Here is a 21,569-nt window from a genome sequence, read left to right as displayed (position 1 = left end):
TCAAGCATCCCCTTCTATGGTTAGGTTTAAGACTCGTTCTCCCTATTGTACACGGCAGGGCGAATATTCGGATACGGTGGTGTTGTCATTCCTGCTCCTACTTTTTTGAAAGTTTTCATTCATCTGAACTTCTTCATCCGTTTCGCATATCAATCAAGGTGACTATATGGGCTAATGATTCTCTCGTTCCACACCTGTACTTCAATATAACGCTCCGGTCCGAGATCACCCTGTTGATTCCATTCCTGAGGCCATCCATAGGATTGAATAATGTCCAGTATTTCATCTTTCGTGTAGACCTGCTTACGGTAGGGTTTATCATCCATATAACGCATCGTTGGAAACAAATCACCGTAGGTAAAACTTACGGAATCAGCAGGGAGATTCTCCCATGAAATCGTCACCCAATCCGGTTCGGTATACCATGATTCCAACCACGCACATGCACCCAGGGTCATATAGTGAGGATAACGGTTGCTCGGTTTACCACCTTTGGTGATAAACTGCTCGTACGCTTTCCGCTCAAGTTCTCTGCGAATCATCATGTAATCTGCTGATCGCTGACTGGCAAAATTCCGGCCTTCCTGCCAGATATGCTGCGCAACAGCTTCTGCATCCTGCTCGGACAGACTGGAGAGATTGCGGAATGGTCCAACACTTTTTTCAAAATAATGATACGCTTTCAAGTCTGTCATACGGTACCACCTCCATGTACATCTCTTCGTCTCCCGTTTCGTTAGTCATAGTGTACATCATGCCAACATGTATGGAAATAACTGTAGTAAACCATTCCCTCTGGTGCACTATGCCATTTCAATTACAGTACCATCTTCGGATCGCTGCTTCGCTACTCCAGAATGATTCAGCACCTCTCCATCCAATAAGTGATAAACTAATAAAAAGACATTTTATCTTCAACAGGCTTAAAGGGAGGTTGTGTGTATGTTAGGCATTAAAGTACAGCAAGTAGAGAATAAACTCATCATCCGTTGGCAGCTTTCCAAAATAGAAATTCCCATCTCAGATATTAAAGCAGTTACCCTTGATGATACATATGGTGGAAGTGAGCCTTCAGCCATTCGAATCGGCGCAGCGTATGGCGCTTCCGAAACAATCCTGATCCGTACAACCAATCAATCCTACATCTTGTTTACTTCCAATGAGGCATTGTATCCAAAAATCAGTGCCATGCTATCCAATAATTCAGGTGAGCGGAATGCGTCAAACTTGCAACGTGCTAACGAATCTAGCGCACCTTAAAGGTCCGATTCTCAAGGCAGGCCAAATTAACGCGAACAAGAGGCGTCCACCGTCATGTTCATGACTTATGGAACAGCCCCCTTTTTTTTCACGTCGGTAGAAGTTCAGATAATACCCCTATCTCCAACTCCACTTCGGTAATTGATCCAGCGTAATGACTTCTTCACTATTATATACTTCCTTCAAATACGCCACGGTATTATGATTGCCACCCTTTAGGAATTCCCCTGTCCAGGTACAGAACCAGCTCCAATGTACACCTTGCTCTTTCATCTGCTTTGGATCAGGAATGGAGCCATTCTCGGCTAAAGCAATGATTTTGCTGTCATTCACTAATTCACGCAGATTTTCATAACGCTTAGCTAATGGGCTGTGATCGCCTGCTTCTGGATACACATCCACACTCACAATGTCCACCACATCGTCACCCGGATACCAATCCGGCTTTTCCGAGTTCCACACCCAGATCAGATTACCCAGCTCATACGTGTTGACCAATTGATCATACATTAGGCGGTATAACTTTTTGGCAGGTTCAGGTCCTTGGGCTCCCCACCAGAACCAGCCTCCTTCCGCTTCATGAAGCGGCCGGAATAACACAGGCACCCCAGCCTCCTTGAGTTCTTGCAGATGTACTGCAATGGCATCGATATCCCGGATCAATAAGGTATACTCTTGCGATTCAGGATGAGCCAATGCTGAATCGAGATCGTAGGTGGTGGCATCCGTATAGAAACCGCGCCACCATTCTTTGCCTGGTTCATCTATCAGATGAGTAGGTGCATTCCAGTGCCAACACAATGTCACAATTCCGCCTTGCAGATGCCATGCAATCGCATCCCGAATCTCCTGAGAGATCGCGCCGCGTTCTGTCCTTGATGGAGAATAATCCATGAGATCGAATCCAATTACCGCCGGCTTGCGGCCTGTATTCTCATTAATCCAGTTCAGATTGCCGTAATCCTGCTGGCCGGACAGTACCCCTTTTCCATAACGCTCCGCCAAGTACTTCATCAGTTCTCTAGCCTCGGAAGTCGCATCTTTATTCACCAAATAACCGCTTATCTTTTGTTCCGTCATTGATAATCCCCCATTCCAAGGTAGGATACATAGAGACCCAAATATCAAAAACACCCGAATTACGCATCCTACACGACTACGCCAAGCCCGGTTAACCAACTACACCTGAACGTTCAATACTTTCCACGAAATAGCGCTGTACAAATAAATACAAAATAATGAGTGGTGCAATCGCCAGCAGAATTCCTGTATCCACGATCATGGCAACATAATTGGGGTCTGCCTTCATGCCCGAGTTCGAGCCAAAACCCATCAATTGGGGAATTAACTGGTTCGCCTGGGCAGGCAATGAAGCCACCTTCAGCGAGATAAGCGGGCTTTCACTCATGAATAGCGCGGAATAGAACGTATCGTTGTACTGCCAGACAAACGAGAACAGAATGACTGTGATCAGCGGTGAAATGGCGTTCGGCAGCATAATTCGAGCAAATGTCCGAAATCCGCCTGCTCCATCAATCAACGCAGCTTCTTCAATTTCCTTGGGCATGCCCTTGAAGAACTGGCGAAAAATATAAATGAACAGCCCCGCCTTCAGCCCACCAGCCGTAGCCGCAGTAATCATCGACGGCCAGTATGTATTCAGCAGGTTGATCCCTTCTCGCCCCGTGAACAGCCGAATCATGCCGAGAAAATCAAAGTTGCGGAAATGCAGATACATCGGCACCATCAGGGTGCTTGTCGGTACTAAAATAGTGAGGATGACTAATACAAACAGCACATTGCTGCCGGGAAAAGAAAAGCGGGCGAAGCCGTACCCGGCTAACGCACAGGATATCGCTGTGAGCAGCGTTGTAATCGTGACGAACAACAACGTATTCGCCAGCAAAGGTAAATAATCCATCACCTGCGCCGCAAGCTTGATATTATCCAGCGTAAAATGCTGGGGAATCATATAGATGGTCGGATTATAGATATCCTGTTTATCTTTGAACGCAACCGAGATTTTAAGAAACAATGGATACAAAATAATAAATGAAATACCAATAATCAATGCATATCTGAAGATGGAATACAGGAGGTCCGATGTCTTGTTTCGTACCCTCTGCATGCGGTAGTTCTCTTTCGGAACCACCACCATGCGATCCGTTCCCGACACAGCCATAGTCTCATGCCTCCTTCAACGTTCGTTAGCTTTCAGTTGTAATGAACCCGTCGTGACAGTACCCATCCCACAACAACCAATACCAGACCGATGACCAGCGTATACAGCCAGGACATGGCTGAGCTCAGGCCGAAGTTCTGGGTTTTAAATGCCGTCTGGTAGATGGCCTCCGTCACCGAGCTGCCTGCAAAGGAATCAATAATCGTATAGATGACATTCGTCAGGATCAATGGACTCACCATCGGAAACGTAATTTTCCAGAAGGATTCATAGGCCGTTGCACCTTCAATTTTGGCCACTTCATACATCGAACCGGGTACCGATTGCAGCGCAGCGAGGAAGATCAGAATCTGTACCCCAGAGCTGCTGACAATATCGTAAATGCGCATAATGGCTTCCACGATGTAATCGACATATGCCATTGGCAGCCCCACATCATTCAGCATTCGCACGATTGAAAGGACGTTGAACGAAGCTCCCCCCTCCGCCGACGAATCCACTGCACTGATGTCTCCCATCAGATTGATCAGACCTGCAGACTCGGCCGCCGCCACAGCACTGGAGGCCAGAATGACCGGCAGGAAGAAGATCGCACGTGCCATCGTTCTGCCCTTGAATTTCTGGTTAAGCAGTGTCGCCGTAAATAAACTGAAGAATAGAATCATCGGCACATTCAGCAGCATCGCTCCGACCGAATCTACTAGAATCCGGTTGAATGTTGCATCGACCAGGATGGCATCTTTGAAATTTTTCAAACCGACAAAATCCAGTACATAGCCTCCTGGGGCAACCGACAGATTGCTCAAACTGAACCGGATCGATTGCAGCAGCGGCGTAGCGAACAAGAAGATGAAACCAATCAGCCAGGGCGAAATAAACGCAAGGCCAAGCAGCGCTCTCCGTGATTTCAAGGATAAACGAAGGGTTCTCATCGGTTCACTCCTTCCACTGCATAGTCCGCCCCGCCAACGGTAATTCCATCAATCGTTACCGGATCAGCCGTGTAATTCACCAAAATCGTTGCATCGCCACTATATGTGACACGCACCACGCCATCCTGAACTCGTTCATGCTCGGTTATTGGCTGGTTCCGCAAATGACCTAATACCTCATTCGCTTCCTTGTATAAGGCTGCTGCGTCATCTACCCAATAGGCAAAGTCAGTGGCATAAGCCGAATCATAACTGGTCAGCTTCAGCTTGGACGATGGTTCATACGTCCATTGAAACTGCGGAGCTGATCCCAGCTCCAGACTGCGGAGCAGCTGTTTGCGCAGATCCTGATCCCCTGACGTATTCATTGCGGAAGCAGCGTAGTCCATATATCCATGAATGACCATCTCATAAAAAGGAACTTCCTCATCGGTAATGTTGAACCGGCTGGAGCCTGAGGGAGCGTTAACAATATGCTGCGTATATCCCCACGCATACGCATTAGCGGATGATAACATCATGTTTGGATATTCCTGCTGCAGCTTGCCCAGCTGCTCCTTCACTATGTTCTTCGCGGTCTCCCGGTGGATGACACGACTATCCCGATAATCCGAGCTCAATACCTGCCCGAGATCACGCAGCGATAATGCGCTGAGTTCCAATTTGTTGATTTTCCCGGCAAACTCGCTCACCACATACGGCAGCTTGGCGGCCGACAACAGATAATAACTGTCTTTGCTCTGATCCATCCGGTTGAGGGCAGGACTGTATGGATACAGTTCAGCTGTCTCCTTGGTGACAAATCGCGCTGCATCGGAGGAAGGGGCAAAGTTCCAATCGTCGTGATAAATACGCTGAAACGCCACATCAGGGAATAACGCTCCACCGGACTGCTTCAGTTGTTCAGACAGATCATGCAACTCGGAACGACTGCCCACTTCACTGTCCAGCTTGACCTGGGTCGGTGTATGGTGACTGAAACCTCCGCCAAACCATCCCTGATACCGCATCTGCACGCGGTTCACACCTTCCTGCTGCAGCCTCGCAGCCATTTCAGCCGCTTGTTCATATGTCGTCATAGCCAATGTGGTCCGATAAGGTACACCCAGGAATGAAGCTTTTTTGTCCACTGCACCTAACACATCCACGTAAAAAGGCAAGGCTGATTCGTCCTCCAGCGGTTTCAGTACGTTCTGCCCAACCAATTGCTGCTGATACAAACGGGCCATCCCGGAATAGCTGGCATCCTTACCATTAAGGAAATGGTATCGCACCTGAATATCCCCGCGGAATGGTTCCTCGCTTAGTAGCTGAATCTCCTGCATCTTTTGCGAGGTATACATCTCCAACTCATCCTCACCCCGCAGGGAGAACGTGCCGTAGACGTGGTTATAGCTATTTTGCCTGCCTCCAATGTCCGCAGAGATACTGGCCATGCCATCCCCTTTTTCAATCACGGCAAACCAGGCATGTTCACCGTTCTTCAAACCAAAGACAGGCATATGGACAGATTCACTAACCTGCGGGCGACTGAGTGAATTGTCATTCGGATCTGCACCATACACACGTTGTACGTACTGCTCCTCTTTGACCTTTCCGTTATTCAGATGGATCAGACTACCTGAACCGTCAGGTACAAACATATAACCTTCACCTTTCGTATCGGCGGCACCAAAATAAGCGAGCAGATCGATATTACGAATACGGTATTGACCGCTCTCTTTCACCTGACTTAGCGGCACGGTTACAACCAGCGAACCTTGATCCAGCCGATATTCCACCGGAATGACGAAGCTTGGTTTATCCGATGTGCCCCCGCCTTCGACTCCATTCTCCTCATTGTCAAAAGCAAGATCTTCAGCGGTGTACCCCGCCGTCTCAAAGGCATCCAGCATCTTGTTCAGCACAAGCTGCTTAGATATCTGTCCATCCAACCGTTCCAGCACATCCGGATTGTTCTTGGTTGGATAGTAGCGGGCAGATGTATATCTTGCGACTGTGGCATCCAGTTTCGAAAGGACCTTCTCCTCCAGACGCTGTTTGCTTATCAGTTTGGGCAGAGCATCAATGCCTAGCGAGGTATCCCCAAGCGTGTATGTAACACGAATGCCCTGATCCACATTGGCAGCTGCGAACTGTTTGTTGCTGATGCTGGAGCTAAAGTTCGGAAAGTTCTCCAGTGTACCGATCGCATCCCGAAATGACACGTTCAGCTGGGAGGACAGAACTTCCTTTTCATAAGCGGAAGCCAGGCCATCCTGATTACGTTCGTTCGGATTGCTGTACCAGATCTGTCCACTCGCTCCATCACGAACGGCAATTTCCGTCGTCTCCTCGTTGTAATAAAGCGCCAGGCCCTGATCCTCGGCGACCAGTTGCATACCCGGCACCCCCTGCGAGGAATCGGTAAGGAATTGCAATGATTCCGTCTCGGTTGGCATAGCCTCTGTTGTTGCTTCAAGATAAGTCGTTGCCTCCACGGCTGGAACTCCCCTGTTATTGATATACAGCAGTACGGCTGTAAGCAGGATCACAGCAGCACCACTGGCCAGCACCGTATATATTCGTTGCCTTTTGTTCACGGATGCCGCCTCCTTTAGGTCCGAAAAATCAACTCGCGGTAGATGTTGTAACCGAATTCATATAACTGCTGCAACATGCTGAACACCAATGCTCCGAGGAACACGATTATGCCCATGACAATTAACGTCAGCAGCATCGTCAGGATCGTTTTGATCACGGTGTACTGGTGTACCGTCATCGTGCCAATGAAGAGCAGCAGCACGAACCAGAAGAACGCGATGCTATTAAACAAATAATAAAACGCCGTCTCTTCCTGTACCATAAACCGGCTGATGATAATCATCGGGACATAGATCAAAATAATCGGAATAAGTGAGTATCCTGTTGCCAGAAAAATCTCCTTGAACTTCCCTTCACCTTCCATCAGGGTGGTTACAGCCCAATTGGCTATGCACCAAAGAAAGAACGGTACTGCAACCGTTGCGATCTCCCCTATGCTGTTGATTGTGCGAGGATCGATGTAATTCACAAGAAACCCCGCGTATTGTTTTTGCAAAATCATCATGATAATGGTAAGCGCCAGTGCTCCAAAAGCAACGGTCAACCTGCCCCGCTGATCCGACTTGATATCCCAGAATGCATCAATGGGGTGAAAAATGAGATGCAGCGGAAACCTAATGTAATCCTGCTTCACGGTCAATCTGCCTCCTCCGTCTCCATTTAACCGCCACTCGGACCAGGATCAGAATGAAAATCAGTGCGATGGCAAGTGTCAGAAAGGTGCCGAAATGTTCCTTCATCATCTCTCGCCGATATCTTTTGAACGCGACAGAATAACTTTTGCGATCCATACCCAGTTCGAAGTAACCCAGAGCTTCCTCGTTCTTCTTCTCCATCAGCAAGGACTTGCCGATACCGATATAGGCGATATCATAGTTGGCGTTCAGCTTCAGCACTTCTTTCCAAATATGAACAGCCTCCGTATCCTCACCCTGATAATGAAGGGCAACCGCCTCATTCACGCTGGCTCCAAACCGTGTTGGCTCATAGATAACCAGATTGCTTTTTCCCCGATCCAGCACTAATTGATGATCCCCGGACTGCTCCATGGCGACTGGTGTTTTGAGCGTTCCCACCTGATTTCCTTTGCCTCCATATACGTAGAGCAGATGACCTTCATCATCGTAAGTAAACACCCGGTTCTGCGTCGCATCCAGCACACTGTACATACCGTTGCCCAGTACCTTCACATCAATCAGCTTGGACGGGCCCGGGTTATTGCGGAATCTGATATCTCCTTTGACTTCAAAATAACCAAATCTCTTCAGCACATCCTCGCCGGATGGATTGAGACGTTTAATCGGTTCGCTGGAACCCGGGTCGATATTGGTCGCATATACGAACCCTTTGGTGTCGATATCGACATTGGAAAACTCGGTCGGTACAAACAAAACCATCTGCGCCCGCTGGGCTTTGGTTGAGAGCATCCGCCAAATGTATTCGCCGTAGTCGCGTTCCACCTTGTTCGTACCAACGTATCCAATGAACTGGCCGCGCTCGTCAAACTGCATAATTCCTTCGTAAACACCCTGAGCCACCACATACACCCGGCCTACCCGATCCACAGTCAATTTCAACGGTTGGAACTGAAAATTGGTCGCGAGGATATCGGACTCCGGCTTCGTAATCGTATAGACCAGCTGACCTTCCGCATCCAGGACAACTACACGGCTGTTCCCCGTATCAGCGATGTATACTCGATCCTCTTCATCCACGAATAATCCACCTGGCGTATTAAAACTCTCCTTGCTGCCGTCCATCATAAATCCTTCGATCACCCGCAGCAGCTTATAATCCGCGTCCAGGACAACAATTCGGCTGTTGCCACTGTCCAAAATATAAATCTGCCCGGAGGGAGAAACGTTTACATCACCGGGGTCTTTGAATTCGCCAATGCCCAGGTCACTGCCCGAGATGGTTTGCTTGGGCAGATAGGCATCCGGTGAAGGAACGGCCTCTTTCCAGTAGTTGTAGTTATAACTCTCATACGGCGCCGGGGAGGCCGCCGCAGGCACGGCATTCACCAGCAGCAGCGATACTGCCGCCAGGAGAACAAGCCATCTTTTCACTGTGCGTGCCATATCGTTCCCCCTTATTCCTTCATGCCCGAACTCGCCATCGTCTCAATGATGCGGCTCTGCGAGAAAATGAACAGCGTAATGGGCACACTCATCAAAATAAGTGCTACCGCAGCTCCTGCCCCGGCCCGGGATATCCCGCCCTGAATGATCTGACCCGCCGCATAGTGCAAGGTCTTGAGCTGTTCACTGTAGATGTATCCATTGCCATCACTGCCCCACAGCATCTGGAACAGCAGAATGATCAAGGTGAGCCAAGCTGGCTTTACATTGGGCATGACAATGGACCAGAAAATCCGGTATTCACTAGCACCGTCAATTTTGGCTGCTTCCAGCAACGCATCCGGGATCTGCTCCATGAACTGCTTCATCAGATACAGACCCAATGAATAGGCAAATGCCGGAATAATGACGGCCCAATACGTATCAATCCAACCCAGCCATGACATGATCATATAGTTGGGAATGGCCGTCACGGCAGGTGTGAACATCAGGGAAAGCACAACAACCTGGAACATGAACACTTTGCCCGGAAATTTGTGCTTGGCGAGTGGGTACGCCGCTGCCGAAGCGAGCAGTACATGGCCCACGATGCCAATGCCCGTAATAAATACCGTGTTGAATATATATCGTGAGAACGGAACCCACGAGTCACTCAGCAGATTCAGCAGATCCGTAAAGTTGCTGATCGTTGGATTTTTGACAAATATTGTGGGTGGAAAAGTAAAAATCTCATCCAGCGGTTTGAACGCATTATTGATCGCATAGATCAGCGGCAGCACCATGAAAGCACCAAATACGAGCAGAAGGGCAAACAGGGAGATGCTTCCTGATAAAGAGCGGTTGACCCGCTTTTTGCCTGTCGCAATTGCAGCCATAGCTATTCTCCCACCCTTCGAAGCAGTTTCTGTACCAGCAGGTTGGTGCCCACCATAATCATGAACAGCACGGTTGCAATCGCCGAGGCGTATCCCATCTCAAACCGCGTTGTACCAAAGTCGATCAAATGGGTCACCACCGTCTCCGCCGCATAGTTCACACTTGGGAACCCCGCCAGCGCAATGGACACATCCGCCACCGCGAATGAGGTCGTAAGTTGAATGACCGCACCGAACATCAATTGCGGGCGCATCGAAGGCAGGGTAATATACCAGAGCTCCTGCCAGCGATTTTTGATTCCATCTACCGCACCTGCTTCATATAACGTCCGGTCTACGGTCTGCAAACCGGCGATAAACGCCAGAAAGCCTGTGCCAAGACTGAGCCACAATTGCACCAGAATGAGGATTGGCATAATATAGGCTTCCGTTTTCAACCACTGGATTGGCTCCAGCAGAAATCCCCATTTGATCAGCAGTCCATTTGCTATACCGTAGCGATCCCCCGAGAAAATCATCAGCCAGATAAAATAGACGTTCCCCGATATGGATGGCGCATAGAAAATCAGCGTCATGAACGCTCTCCATTTGGGTGTTAATTCATTAATGATCCACGCAAATACGAAACAGGCAATATAGCTGATGGGTCCGGTAATAATGGCAAACAGCAACGTATTTTTGATAGCAATCAGAAATACGTCATCCTCCAGAAACAGCCGGGTATAGTTCTGCCAGCCAATAAAACGCGGAAACTCCAACATGTTGAAATAAGTGAAGCTGAGTATGATGGAGATGACCACCGGAATCACAGTGAACATGATGAATAGGATCATATAAGGAGCTAGCAGTACATAGGAATGTTTGCTGGCCTTCATTTCCTTGAGCTTCCAGGACCACCATGATTTCATGCCCATGCCTGGTGTTTTCTCAGGAGGACTGTTTTGTCCGTCTCGGAGTGATATTTGTGACACTGTTAACCCTCCCTCTACTTACGGAAGACCAAATTCATTACGCTTGACTCGAATCTCGTCCTGAATATACTGGGTGTAATCCATGATGGATTCCCTGGCTTCCACTTGGCCAACAACCGTCTTGTAAAATGCATTGAACAGATGGCGTCCGGTAAAATAACCGCCAGGCACCTCGGGAATGCCCTTTACCGTCTCGAATTGTGCTTTCAGATTCGCATAATCCTCAGCAGGCCACGGAAGTGAATCGAGTGCCTTGATGTTGGCTGTCGGATAACGCGCAGCCGCACCCATCAGCCCTTCCATCTCGCGGCCAAACTCAGCCTGAACCGTTGTACTGGTCCACCAGTTCATGAACTCCCACGCGGCCTCTTGGTCCTTGGCGCTCTCCAGCATCATGACCGCGCTGCCGCCACCCGGAACGTCCCGATTCAATGTTCCATCCGGCTGCACAGTCCCCGGAACCGGAACAAATCCCCATAATCCACGGATCTCCGGTGCAAATACAGACAACTGGTTATACATCGTGTAATCCGTCAGACCAATCGGCATCTGTCCGGTCCGGAAACGGTTGGCAAAGTCATACTCCCGCTCCAGCTTGTAATCGGTATAAAACTCTGTCCACTTCTTAAAGGTCTCAATACCGATGCGCGAGTCCAGATCCGATTCCTTGCCGTCATTCCGATAGAAGGAGCCTCCGTTCTGCAGCAGCATTGTGGCATACTGCGAGTTAGGCGGGATATTGACCCCCTGAATGTTGGCTTGGGCCACCACCGGCATGCCAAATTCCATATGATTTTTACTCAGAATCGCCAGCAGGCTCTCGACATCATCCCACGTTTGAGGAACTTCAAGCCCCAGCTCTGCAAGCACATCTTTTCGATAAAACAACATATTAAAGGTCTGTGTCTCCGGCAGGGCGTACACGCCTGAATCATAGGCGTACGGTACGATGGCACTGTCTCTAAACTCCTGTTCTACCGTGGTATAGTCACTGAACTGGGTGAGATCCACCGCCGAGTTCCGCATCGCAAAGTTCACCGGCAGATCATTGCCGATCTGCATCGCTACATCAGGTCCTTCACCCGACAAGGTGGCTGGCAACAGCGTACCCATGTTGACCAGCTTCAAATTGACGTTGATGCCGCTCTCCGGTGTGAATGTCTCATCAATCATCGCTTTCATCGTGTTCGCCTGATCACGGCCACTGCCGATCCAGACCGTCACCGTGCGCTGATCCTCTGATGTGGCTACGTTCCCGATCTGGTTATAATCAATGAAGAACGAGTGATAGAATGTCTTCGCTTCATGACCAAGCTTCGCCAGTGGACCCGTACCCGTTCCGGGAATGCTGCTGTCTAATGAAGCTACATAGAGAGCATCAATCTCAAGCGGTTGCTCGCGAGCCTGCTGCACCCATGTCCCCAGTCCGCCTGTGTTCGTTTTGTAAGCGGCAAGTCTTCTTGGAATGGTATCCGGCTTATCGATCATCTCATCCAGCTGTTGGGCCATCGTTTTGATCAACGCTTCCTGATCGCTGGACTGGCCTGACAGAAGACGAAGTTGCCTTGCAACTTCCTTCAGACGTTTGCTTTCTCCGCTAAACACCTCCAGCAGATTTGGGATCTGCTTCTCCACCCGATAATCCCGGAATTCATCCGGCTTGGTGCCTGTAATCATTAGGATTCTCCGGTACATGGAGTTCAGGTTGTACAGGCTGTCCTCCACATTGCGAATAAGTGGTGCGAAGTCGCCCAGGCTGTTCTCCAGCCGAATGACATGTTTGCCTTTATCCAACTGGAACTTGTAAGCATCCTCACCGCCCAGCACATCAATGCGATAGTCGCTTTGGTAACGGAATGGCGCCTTTGTCATCTCCCCAAATGGAATCTCGCCATCGATGGTCAGCTTGCGTGTGGAATAGATGCCTTTGACAAAATTTTGCTGAGCGGTAAAACCAATATGATAAAGTCCACTCTCCGGCACATCCACTTCCCATTCGATCCACTGTCCTGGCAGACGCCAGTTAAAGCCACCAATCGTATTAATACGCACTTGGGAAGCACTGTACGGAGATACGGCTGAACTTGATCTTTCACTGGTTGGATATAACGTAGGTGAAGATTTGGCAACAGCCGCTTCCCCTTCAATTCGGATGAGCACATCCTTAGGCTGACCGGAAGGACCCATCTGCTTGGCCCCCGCGGTTTCCGCATAAGCAACGGCTGGCTTCTCGTTGAATAGTCGTATGGATCGAATTACCATGGGTTCGCGAGAGGATTTCAGCGTTAACGTGTGCTTCCCTTTTTCCAGATAGAATTTGAATGGAGCCTGTTCATACCCGTCCGAGTCCTGAAATGTTTCCTCCATCCAGCGGGGCTTCTCCACTTGTTTTGGACGAAGATCATTGCCCTGATTATCCTGTTCAACAGCTTGTTTCTCATTGCCCCATACCCGGTCAAACTGCAAATAGGCGGCTTCCGCAAACGGAAGTTCACCGTCAATGTACAATGCACGCTCAATGGCCGAACTCTTGCCTTCTACGGGAAAATAGACAGCAGAGAGGTTGTACAGCCCGGTTTCCGGTACTTCAACTACCCAGTCGATCTCGCCTGTCTCCCCAGTATGAAGCGATACACCCGGCCTGCCCTCATAATTATTCAGCTTGCGTACCTCTTCACCCTCTGCCCGTATGTAGTCTCCTGCTTCGATGGTCATATCCACATTCGGACGTGAGGCCTCGCCTGCTTGGGACAGATATTGTTCATATCCGTTCTTCTGCCTCGTCTGCTGCAAGATGGCATCCACCTTAATGGCAGGCAAACTGCCAGAAGGCACAACTGCACTCTTTACACCTGCACCGGAAGTAAGCAAAAGTATAATGCAGACTGCCGCTGCTGCAATGACTATGGGCAGGATCCATTTCTTTCGTTGTAGAATTCCAGCCATCCTACGAGCCCTCCTCATCAAGGCTGATGCCAGCAATGCTTAAATGGTGATACAGGAAAAGAGGTACCCGTGCGTGAGCCCGGACACGAGGCACCCCTGTCTGAATCATGCTGGTATTACTGTTTGCCAAGTTTATCGACTGCCGCTTGTGCCTGTGCTTTATACTTCTCAGCTGTTGCTGTAACGGAAGCATTGTTTTTGATAATGTCGTTTACATAGTCACCGATTGGATAACCCGCGTAGGCGTCATCCAGCAGGATGCGGCCCGTTCCCGCGATATGCTCGCGAATCATAGCGATGTCCTTCTCGTCGGTATAACGGCTTTCCAGGTAATCCTGACCTGGGTACTCTTCAATCTGCGGAATGTCGAAGGTTTCTTCATAGATTTGGTATACCATTTTAGGATCTTCCACACCTTTGGGAATGAATTTTGCTGAGGCAGCGTTGTTGGCGTATGTTACATCCTTGTTGCCCTGAGGACCGTTCGGAATTGGTACGACTCCAGCAGCAAAGGTGATATCGCCCAACTGCCATTCCGCAGCAGTGAACAAAGCCACATCTCCATCCTTGAATGTGTTGCTTTCCTCCCAGTTCGTTTTGTCGCCTGTTTTGACTTTCACAACATTCTCGACGTTATACAGGCGTTTGACGAATTCGGCAGCTTCAATCGTTTTCGGATCGGATAATCCTTCTTTTGAATGTTCGTCGTCTACGATCGTGCCGCCATTGGCTGCAGTAAAGTGACGAAGTACGTCGATGGCCCAGCCAGAGAACCCGTATACGTCAATTTTTCCGTCGTTATCCGTATCTTTGGTCGCCTGTTTCGCCAGTTCCATGAATTTATCCCAATTCCATTCGCCTTTGTTGTATAGCTCCTGAGGATCAGGCAGCGACAACTTCTTGAATAATTCACGGTTATAGTGAAGTCCCAGACCGATGCTGGTTGGAGATTCAAATGCGTAGTAGTTGCCTGCGATGGCAGGGAATTTCGTGATCAGGTTTGCCTCTTGGTTGATGTTATTCTCAGCTGTGGTGAATTCGGAGATCGGAAGCAGTTGCCCTTTGAGGATGGCGGGTAATGCGGATTTGTACTCCATCTGAACGATGTCTGCGAACGATTCGCCAGCCAGCGCTGTCGTGGTAAATTTGTTCATGTATTCTTCGAATGGCACGTTTACAAACTCAATTTTCACGTTGTATTTCTTCTCGACTTCAGCGATTTTATCCAGTCTAGCCTTATCCGATGCGGTCTCCCCCGCTGGCTTTAGATCCCACCAGGCCGCAACCTTGATGACACGTCCACCCAAATCAGGTACATCTACGGCCACTTCTTCTGTTCCGCCTTCTTTGTCTGTCTCGACGGTTCCAGTGCTATTGCCCGAATTCGCTGGTGCATCATCAGCTGGCTGAGCCGCCCCCCCACCACTGCAAGCGGATACAAAAAGCATTACGACCAATAACATGAGCGGCAAAACGTTCCATTTTCTAGTCACGATTTTAACAACCTCCCCGAATGTGTATACAAATCATGGTCCGGCATAACTCCCTGACTTTCATTTACCCTAATGAAATTCGACGACCACCACCATTTGTTATTTTACCGTTTGGTTTTGACAAACAAAATTTAACATAGCATAATGTAAGCGTCAACATTTTTATTGTTAACATTTTCTAATTATTCTGATAAAATGCTGTTATATCGCTTTAATACCTTATGATATAGCATATTATCCGAATACCATTCTGAGTACTTCCATATCCAAAACGAAAATCATTTTTGATTATTTTGTTATTTTATAAAATAACAAAAAGATAATAACCTATTCAAAATTCGCCTTTTTCTCCTGCAACACGTCCATTCGCCAAGGTCTATTTTCGTCGTTACATGTATGGAACACTAACATTTTCACTTCTACAGCCGTTATTAGATTAAGAGAAATACATCATGATATACTAGAATCAGCTTTATTGCACAATGTAAGGAATACGGCAGAACTACGAGTGTAAGGATGGTATGATGAAGACGAAGGTAACAATTCAGGAAATTGCACATTTTACAGGTCTGTCAAAATTTGCGGTCTCACGAGCACTGTCCGGAAAATCAGGTGTTAGTGAGCAGACACGGGACGTTATTCTTAAGGCCGCTGGCAAACTTGGATATTTCAAAGATAACAGCATGTTGTCTGGTGATATGTATAGCAGCAATGAACTTCAGGACCCGCAGAACACGCGGTGGAGTGGCACCATTTTGATTTTGTTTCCTAATGTTCGTTATCAGAATCAGGAATCCGTATATTGGGGGCCTGTCTTTAACGGGATATCCTCCAGACTGAACCAGAAAGGCATCAATATTCTTACTCTGACAGAGCCTTCTGCGGATCAACTGTTCACGTTGCTGAATCCGGATGCCATTCGGGGCATTATTACGGTTGGTTCTATCTCCACACCCATTCTGCTTGAAATTAAGCGTCTGGGCATTCCCGTCGTCATGGTGGATCATCTGGACCCCGTCTTTCACAGTGACAGTATTTTCACAGACAACTTTGCTTCCATGCGTGACATTATGCTCTATTTGCTGCGCAAGGGATTCAAACGGTTTCAGTTTGTTGGAAATACCAGTGATGCGCACAGCTTCTATGAACGATGGGTCGCCTATACTTCGGTATTAATGGGGCATGGATTGGAAATGAATCAGATCCCCGAACTAAGCAGCCCGGATGTGGATGATTTTCGCAAGACGTTCACTTCGGTCATTCATGAGGGGAATTTGCCTGAGGTTTTTGTCTGTGCCAATGACTTCTATGCGCTATACACCATCGAGGCTCTGGAAAGTATTGGGATTAGTGTACCCGACCAGTGCGTAGTCACCGGTTTCGATAATGTGTATGATAATATCCCTGTACTCGCCACAGTTAATGTGAACAAGGAATTGCTTGGTGCGCGTGCGGTTGACCAGATGTTATGGCGAATTGTCAACCCGGAGAGCAGTGTGGAGAAAAAGCTGATTCTTGCTGATGTGATGATTTGGGAACAGTACGGAAGACATAGCGGATAAAACGGCAAGGTAACCATAGACAGCAAAACACCCCCATATCCAGTGTTCGGCTGGCTTGGGGGTATTTGAATTTGAATGTCAAATAAAAAATAGTTGATGTTAAAAGTCCATTCTACGTATCTGTCCGGACATCATCCCAATCTTGATCCAGATAACAGATCAGCCAATTGAGCGCACGGTGACGTTCGTAGGCCACTCCCCCATTCAGACCCCCGGGAGGTGTTTGCTCCTTCACACGACTGTCTACACACACCCAGTTGTACCGGTAGATTAGATCCGCTGCATCCAAAATCTCACTTTTGGAGCGAAGCTGTGCCCCGGCTACAAAGGCTTCAACATCGTCACATTGCTGCAAATACCCTACATCTTGTCCTACGTTACAAAGATTTACCGGAGCTCCAAGTTCCTTGACGTAGCCAAGCGCCCATAACATCACATGATAAGCCTCATATCCCCATGAAAAGGAGATAACCTCCTGATGCTCTGCCCCATGCTGCTCCACAAATCTTCTCTCCACAGGTGAAAAGAATGAAGCTGCATCATACTTGTCGATCACTTCCTGGACCAGCGCTGCTGTATCTTCTGCGCTCTCCCCCGCCCCCAGGCATTCACCCTTGAGAGCTGCAATACAGAGGGCTACCGCGCGATCTGCGACTTGTTCTACACTGCGGATCGTTGTATGCTCATCCCCCGCTCTTGCAGGTAAATGAACATTGAATGGGATTCCTTGCTCCGTTAGAAGCTGCTCGGAGCGCTCTTTACGCTGCATTGCAGATTCCGACGGGGGTCTGGCATCATCCAGAAAACTGGTGTGCGCTGTCACTTTGTAATCCTCTACTTCGGATTCTCCGTTGACATCCAACAGCAGCTGACCTTGCGCATTCAGCAAGGAGCCACCTCCCCAGAAGATGACTGCATCCAGGGCATCGGCCAGATGCAATAATTCATTAAAGAATTCTTCGGAAATGTCTTCTTCTGTCTCGATCCCAACAACCATATTCAGTGTAGAGCATTTAATAAGTACCTTTTCCTGTAGCGCAGCATTCTTTCCCTCAATCTGACTTAGAAATCCCAGCATCCCCTGAATCATTGCAGTAAATTCTTCAGGGTGGGTCTGGCTCGTCATGATATTGAAGCCCTTTGTCTTCTTACTAAATAACTTCTTACGTGTAACTTGAATATGGGTTTTGTCTTCCTTACGCTCAATTGTATCCTGAGGGTATATGGATTGTATCATTTCAAACAGCTGATCCAGGTCAAACTGCGAGCTGTATATCGCACAATTTCTCATGAGGTTCACCTTCTACTTTTCAATTAGTCCTTATACGGGTCGAATTCATTGCCCCCGGCCATCGCGACACCTACGGGACGCATGATATGGTTGATTTTCAAGGTATGCGCATGCGCATTCAGCACGTCCTGCAGCTTCTTGTACACAAATGGACTTTCATCCGTTCCTGCACCCCGAAGCTCCACACCATAGGCACGAATCGCCGCTTGCATCTGTTCCTCGCTGATCTCCCCACCCATGCGTGTACGCAGCTTATAATTCATTTTGCCAGCCGCCTGGGTTCGGCTCATAGTGCGCCCTGCACCATGCACGGTGCTGCGGAAAGACTCGGTATTCTCTTCGCTGTGGATTCCTTCCACGATCACCGAGATATCTCCCATGCTTCCGCCCACAAAACCGAGCTGGCCCGGTGCCAGCGGCGTTGCTCCTTTGCGGACCACCACCACGTCTTCGCCCATATGCTGTTCTTTCCAGGCAAAGTTATGATGGTTATGAACCGAATATTCTGCGCTCGCTCCGAGGATGCCGAGAACCTGCTCAATCACATAATCGCGCCCTGCATACGCATAACGGCCTGCCAATGTCATCCCGTCCCAATACATATCACCCATTTCACTCTTGAGGTCAAACAGTGTTGGTGATTGGTCCATCGATTCTCCCGGCGCTTTGCCACTAAACGCACGTCCGGCAGCCAGATTCAGAAAACCACTGGCGACCTTATGCCCAAAGCCACGACTGCCAAAATGGTTTGCAATCCATACTTTACCCGTCGCCTCTTCCACAAAAATATCAACAAAATGATTACCACTGCCCACAGTCCCGAGCTGGTTGCGCGCGAGTGTCTTCAACTTGTGTTGTAGTCCAGGCTCAATGGAATCAAACAACTTCCAGCTGGCATCGTCGAACAGCTCATGCTCCACAGGATTTGGATTGTTGCGTCCTACACCGAAGGATATGGTCGCATTAATATCATCCATAATCACAGCAATCTGATCCCGTATATCATCCCACATCAGGTTGGTGCGCACTGCCTTGTTACCGCAAGCAATATCATATCCAACCCCTGACGGACTGATCATGTTCCGGTAGGCAACTACGCCCCCGATGGGCTGTGAATATCCTTTGTGATGGTCTGCCATTAGAGCCACGCCCAGTACATCTCCATACTGCGAGCAAGTCACCGCCTGACTTACCGCATTCTCCAGCGGCTCCCCCCAGACTTTAATGTTATCTACGATACGCATGATCTGGTTAACCTCCTTTTGTCTTCATTAAAACTTACAATTAAATATGTACATTGAAACATATAAGTCCCTGCCCACAACTTTCTTTATTTTACCAAAGAGGGACCCTTCCCGAAACTATACATTCCTTCAGCTCAAAGATATCCGTATAAAGTAAAAAAAGAGAGCTAGGCTCTCTTTTACATGATCAGTCCCTATTTTATTTCTTACTGATCTTAAACTTGAACTCCCACGTCGCTGTGTTACCCGAATAACGGCCCCTGTTCTCCGTCACGACAACCGATAGAGTCTTGTTGATTGATTTGGTAATGGAGGAAACCTTAACGTTCATACTTTTGCTCCCTAGATCAGGGATTTTGTCCTGCTCTTCGGCATTCGCTTGTAATTTCAGCATATCTGTAGGTTTCAGATTCAACGTGACCGACGAACCCTCCTCCAGGCTCTTGCCGTTCACACTTGCCCCTATGGCCCATTCATTACCAACGGAATTGTTCTCCACCAGTTCTGCACTGACAAGCGTCACGGTCACTTTAACCGTCCTGGCAGCGGCATAGGATGTTGGGGAACATACAGCGAATACCAAACTCAGAATCATCAAGACATTAGCCCATTTTTTGAACACGAGAGTGCCTCCCTCATATCAGTTCATTTATTTCGAGACTATGCCTTATTCGCCCTGCTCCTTAAGTAGTCCTTCTACCTATTAGACATTTTCCGTGATATATTGATTAATTAAAATGCTTCCGGTAACCCTGAACTTTCTCATCTTTAAAGCCCAGCTTTTCATAGAAAATATGAGCCTCTTTGCGCTGATCGCCAGACACCAGAATCATGTATTCACATCCAAGATCTCTCGCAATGTGCTCAATCTGAAGCATAAGCTTCTGACCAATTCCCTGTCTGCGTACCCGATCGGATACAATCACATTCTCCACAACCATGAAGGGATTGCACTGACCCGCCAGATCCATACATTCAATACCCATAACCGATCCGGCCAGTTCGCCGTCGTAAAATGCACCGAGTACATGGTAGTGCCCATTTTGCTGGATATAATGAAACATCTTCTGCATCTGTTGTTCATTAGTCGGTGTACCCATCAATTCGTTGTATAATTGGCTTAGCGCCGGTAAATCCTCAAGTTCGATTGCTTTAATGGTAACCATAATAACCCTCCTGATTTTGCCCTATTTCACATACGCTGTCTTACGTTAGGTCCTTCTTAAAATAATAATGACTGTGTCCGGTCGGTGCATTCTCGATCGTTGTGATCAATTGGTAGCCATGCTTCTTGTAAAATTCAGGTGCTTGATATGAGAAAGTATTCAACATGACAAAATCACAAGATTTCTCTCGCGCAATTCGCTCAACTTCAAGCAACAACTGAGAACCATATCCCCGATGCCGTTGTTCAGAATCCACCCAAAGAATATCAACCTCCAGCCAGTTCCAGCAAAGTGTACTAAGCACACCTGCAACTATCTCGCCGGTCTCATTTTTGATATTGAAATTCAGTTCTTCGTAACGATGCCTTAATTCCTCGCTCACATGCGCAGCATTAAATGCGATAAGTTGCTGGCGAACATACTCTGAATCCTCTGAAGTACTTGGATTGATGTTTATTTGGGACATCCTCTTCTCCTTCTTCTCGTCATTACTTCGTGGTAAACATCTGAATAGGACCTTCCCAGTCAGGCTCTCTAACCTCTTGGTATTTATTATCGGTATAGCGTGCGATGACCTTACGCCAGAAAATCTGAGCAGGCTCATTCGTCTCCATCTCCGCTACTTTCCATGTCCCAGGGAAAAGGTTGAACACATGGATGGCAGCTTGCGCACCCATTCCCAGCTTTCTGTATTTTTTCATTACAAAAAACTCTGCCATAGCGTATATACTCGTTCCCTGTTCACTCTCGATTTCACGAATCAGTGCGAATCCCGCCAATTGTCCTTCTACCCGAAACAAAAAAGGATATCTGCCCGCTTCTGTCCAATAATGGTCCAGGTACACATACTCATATAACCCGTTTTCGTTAACATCTTCCGGGTCATACTCACTAAAATCGTATTTGTACAACTCCATCAGATTACGCAAAGTTGATTTATGTTGGTAATCCGCCTTATGAATCGATAACATGAGATTATTTCC

General features: G+C 48.1%; 19 protein-coding genes. 2 read left to right on the top strand and 17 right to left on the bottom strand.

Annotated features, from left to right (window positions below):
• Positions 1 to 149 precede the first annotated feature (149 nt).
• Positions 150 to 695, bottom strand: a complete 546-nt coding sequence (locus CRO25_RS22120) for a hypothetical protein (RefSeq protein ID WP_079696488.1) — start codon at positions 693 to 695, stop codon at positions 150 to 152.
• 247 nt (positions 696 to 942) lie between these two features.
• Here CRO25_RS22120 and CRO25_RS22115 point away from each other — a divergent pair, with 247 nt between their 5' ends.
• Positions 943 to 1,260 (top strand): hypothetical protein, encoded by a 318-nt coding sequence (locus CRO25_RS22115; protein WP_079696487.1) that lies wholly within the window; start codon positions 943 to 945, stop codon positions 1,258 to 1,260.
• Between the two features lie 117 nt (positions 1,261 to 1,377).
• On the opposite strand, the gene CRO25_RS22110 is transcribed toward CRO25_RS22115, so the two are convergent.
• The 10 genes from CRO25_RS22110 to CRO25_RS22065 form a co-directional block, all read right to left on the bottom strand.
• On the bottom strand, positions 1,378 to 2,340 hold the full coding sequence (locus tag CRO25_RS22110) for a glycosyl hydrolase (RefSeq protein WP_063564149.1): 963 nt from the start codon (positions 2,338 to 2,340) through the stop codon (positions 1,378 to 1,380).
• 91 nt (positions 2,341 to 2,431) lie between these two features.
• The gene (locus CRO25_RS22105) at positions 2,432 to 3,442 is read right to left on the bottom strand and encodes a carbohydrate ABC transporter permease (RefSeq protein ID WP_079696486.1); all 1,011 of its coding nucleotides are present in this window, start codon (positions 3,440 to 3,442) and stop codon (positions 2,432 to 2,434) included.
• Positions 3,443 to 3,474: 32 nt separating this feature from the next.
• On the bottom strand, positions 3,475 to 4,374 hold the full coding sequence (locus CRO25_RS22100) for a carbohydrate ABC transporter permease (protein WP_079696485.1): 900 nt from the start codon (positions 4,372 to 4,374) through the stop codon (positions 3,475 to 3,477).
• Complete coding sequence (locus tag CRO25_RS22095) at positions 4,371 to 6,956, bottom strand: DUF5696 domain-containing protein (RefSeq protein WP_079696484.1); 2,586 nt, start codon at positions 6,954 to 6,956, stop codon at positions 4,371 to 4,373. Before CRO25_RS22095 ends, CRO25_RS22100 begins: the two co-directional genes overlap by 4 nt.
• 14 nt (positions 6,957 to 6,970) lie before the next feature.
• Positions 6,971 to 7,591 (bottom strand): YIP1 family protein, encoded by a 621-nt coding sequence (locus CRO25_RS22090; protein WP_064639578.1) that lies wholly within the window; start codon positions 7,589 to 7,591, stop codon positions 6,971 to 6,973.
• Positions 7,572 to 9,038 carry an NHL repeat-containing protein gene (locus tag CRO25_RS22085; RefSeq protein ID WP_079696483.1) on the bottom strand — a complete coding sequence of 489 codons (1,467 nt, stop codon included), beginning with the start codon at positions 9,036 to 9,038 and terminating at the stop codon, positions 7,572 to 7,574. The genes CRO25_RS22090 and CRO25_RS22085 overlap by 20 nt, the downstream gene beginning before the upstream one ends.
• An 11-nt stretch (positions 9,039 to 9,049) precedes the next feature.
• Positions 9,050 to 9,913, bottom strand: a complete 864-nt coding sequence (locus CRO25_RS22080; protein ID WP_079696482.1) for a carbohydrate ABC transporter permease — start codon at positions 9,911 to 9,913, stop codon at positions 9,050 to 9,052.
• 2 nt (positions 9,914 to 9,915) lie between these two features.
• On the bottom strand, positions 9,916 to 10,827 hold the full coding sequence (locus tag CRO25_RS22075; RefSeq protein ID WP_064641001.1) for a carbohydrate ABC transporter permease: 912 nt from the start codon (positions 10,825 to 10,827) through the stop codon (positions 9,916 to 9,918).
• 75 nt (positions 10,828 to 10,902) lie between these two features.
• Positions 10,903 to 13,830: an extracellular solute-binding protein gene (locus CRO25_RS22070; RefSeq protein WP_079696481.1), complete on the bottom strand. Its 2,928-nt coding sequence runs from the start codon at positions 13,828 to 13,830 to the stop codon at positions 10,903 to 10,905.
• Positions 13,831 to 13,946: 116 nt separating this feature from the next.
• On the bottom strand, positions 13,947 to 15,323 hold the full coding sequence (locus CRO25_RS22065) for an ABC transporter substrate-binding protein (protein WP_256863729.1): 1,377 nt from the start codon (positions 15,321 to 15,323) through the stop codon (positions 13,947 to 13,949).
• A 521-nt stretch (positions 15,324 to 15,844) separates the two neighbouring features.
• Between CRO25_RS22065 and CRO25_RS22060 the strand changes: the two genes are divergently transcribed.
• Positions 15,845 to 16,885, top strand: coding sequence for a LacI family DNA-binding transcriptional regulator (locus tag CRO25_RS22060; protein WP_257018711.1), 1,041 nt, complete (start codon positions 15,845 to 15,847; stop codon positions 16,883 to 16,885).
• 112 nt (positions 16,886 to 16,997) lie between these two features.
• Here the strand turns inward: CRO25_RS22060 and CRO25_RS22055 are convergent, their stop codons facing one another.
• The 6 genes from CRO25_RS22055 to CRO25_RS22030 all read right to left on the bottom strand — a co-directional run bounded on the left by CRO25_RS22055 (position 16,998) and on the right by CRO25_RS22030 (position 21,557).
• A complete protein-coding gene (locus CRO25_RS22055; RefSeq protein ID WP_079696479.1) occupies positions 16,998 to 18,176 on the bottom strand; it encodes a DUF4272 domain-containing protein in 1,179 nt (392 codons plus the stop codon).
• Positions 18,177 to 18,199: 23 nt separating this feature from the next.
• Positions 18,200 to 19,420, bottom strand: a complete 1,221-nt coding sequence (locus CRO25_RS22050) for an RtcB family protein (protein WP_079696478.1) — start codon at positions 19,418 to 19,420, stop codon at positions 18,200 to 18,202.
• A 199-nt stretch (positions 19,421 to 19,619) separates the two neighbouring features.
• A complete protein-coding gene (locus tag CRO25_RS22045) occupies positions 19,620 to 20,042 on the bottom strand; it encodes a hypothetical protein (protein WP_256863728.1) in 423 nt (140 codons plus the stop codon).
• Between the two features lie 106 nt (positions 20,043 to 20,148).
• Positions 20,149 to 20,586, bottom strand: coding sequence for a GNAT family N-acetyltransferase (locus tag CRO25_RS22040; RefSeq protein ID WP_063564138.1), 438 nt, complete (start codon positions 20,584 to 20,586; stop codon positions 20,149 to 20,151).
• 40 nt (positions 20,587 to 20,626) lie between these two features.
• Complete coding sequence (locus tag CRO25_RS22035; protein WP_036669633.1) at positions 20,627 to 21,052, bottom strand: GNAT family N-acetyltransferase; 426 nt, start codon at positions 21,050 to 21,052, stop codon at positions 20,627 to 20,629.
• 22 nt (positions 21,053 to 21,074) lie between these two features.
• Complete coding sequence (locus tag CRO25_RS22030; protein ID WP_072734098.1) at positions 21,075 to 21,557, bottom strand: GNAT family N-acetyltransferase; 483 nt, start codon at positions 21,555 to 21,557, stop codon at positions 21,075 to 21,077.
• Between the last annotated feature and the right edge of the window lie 12 nt (positions 21,558 to 21,569).

Source organism: Paenibacillus sp. RU5M, from assembly GCF_900221055.1.
GTDB classification, from domain to species: Bacteria; Bacillota; Bacilli; order Paenibacillales; family Paenibacillaceae; genus Paenibacillus; species Paenibacillus marchantiae.
Note: the sequence above shows the minus strand (reverse complement) of the source record. Positions and strands in the feature narration are given on the sequence as shown.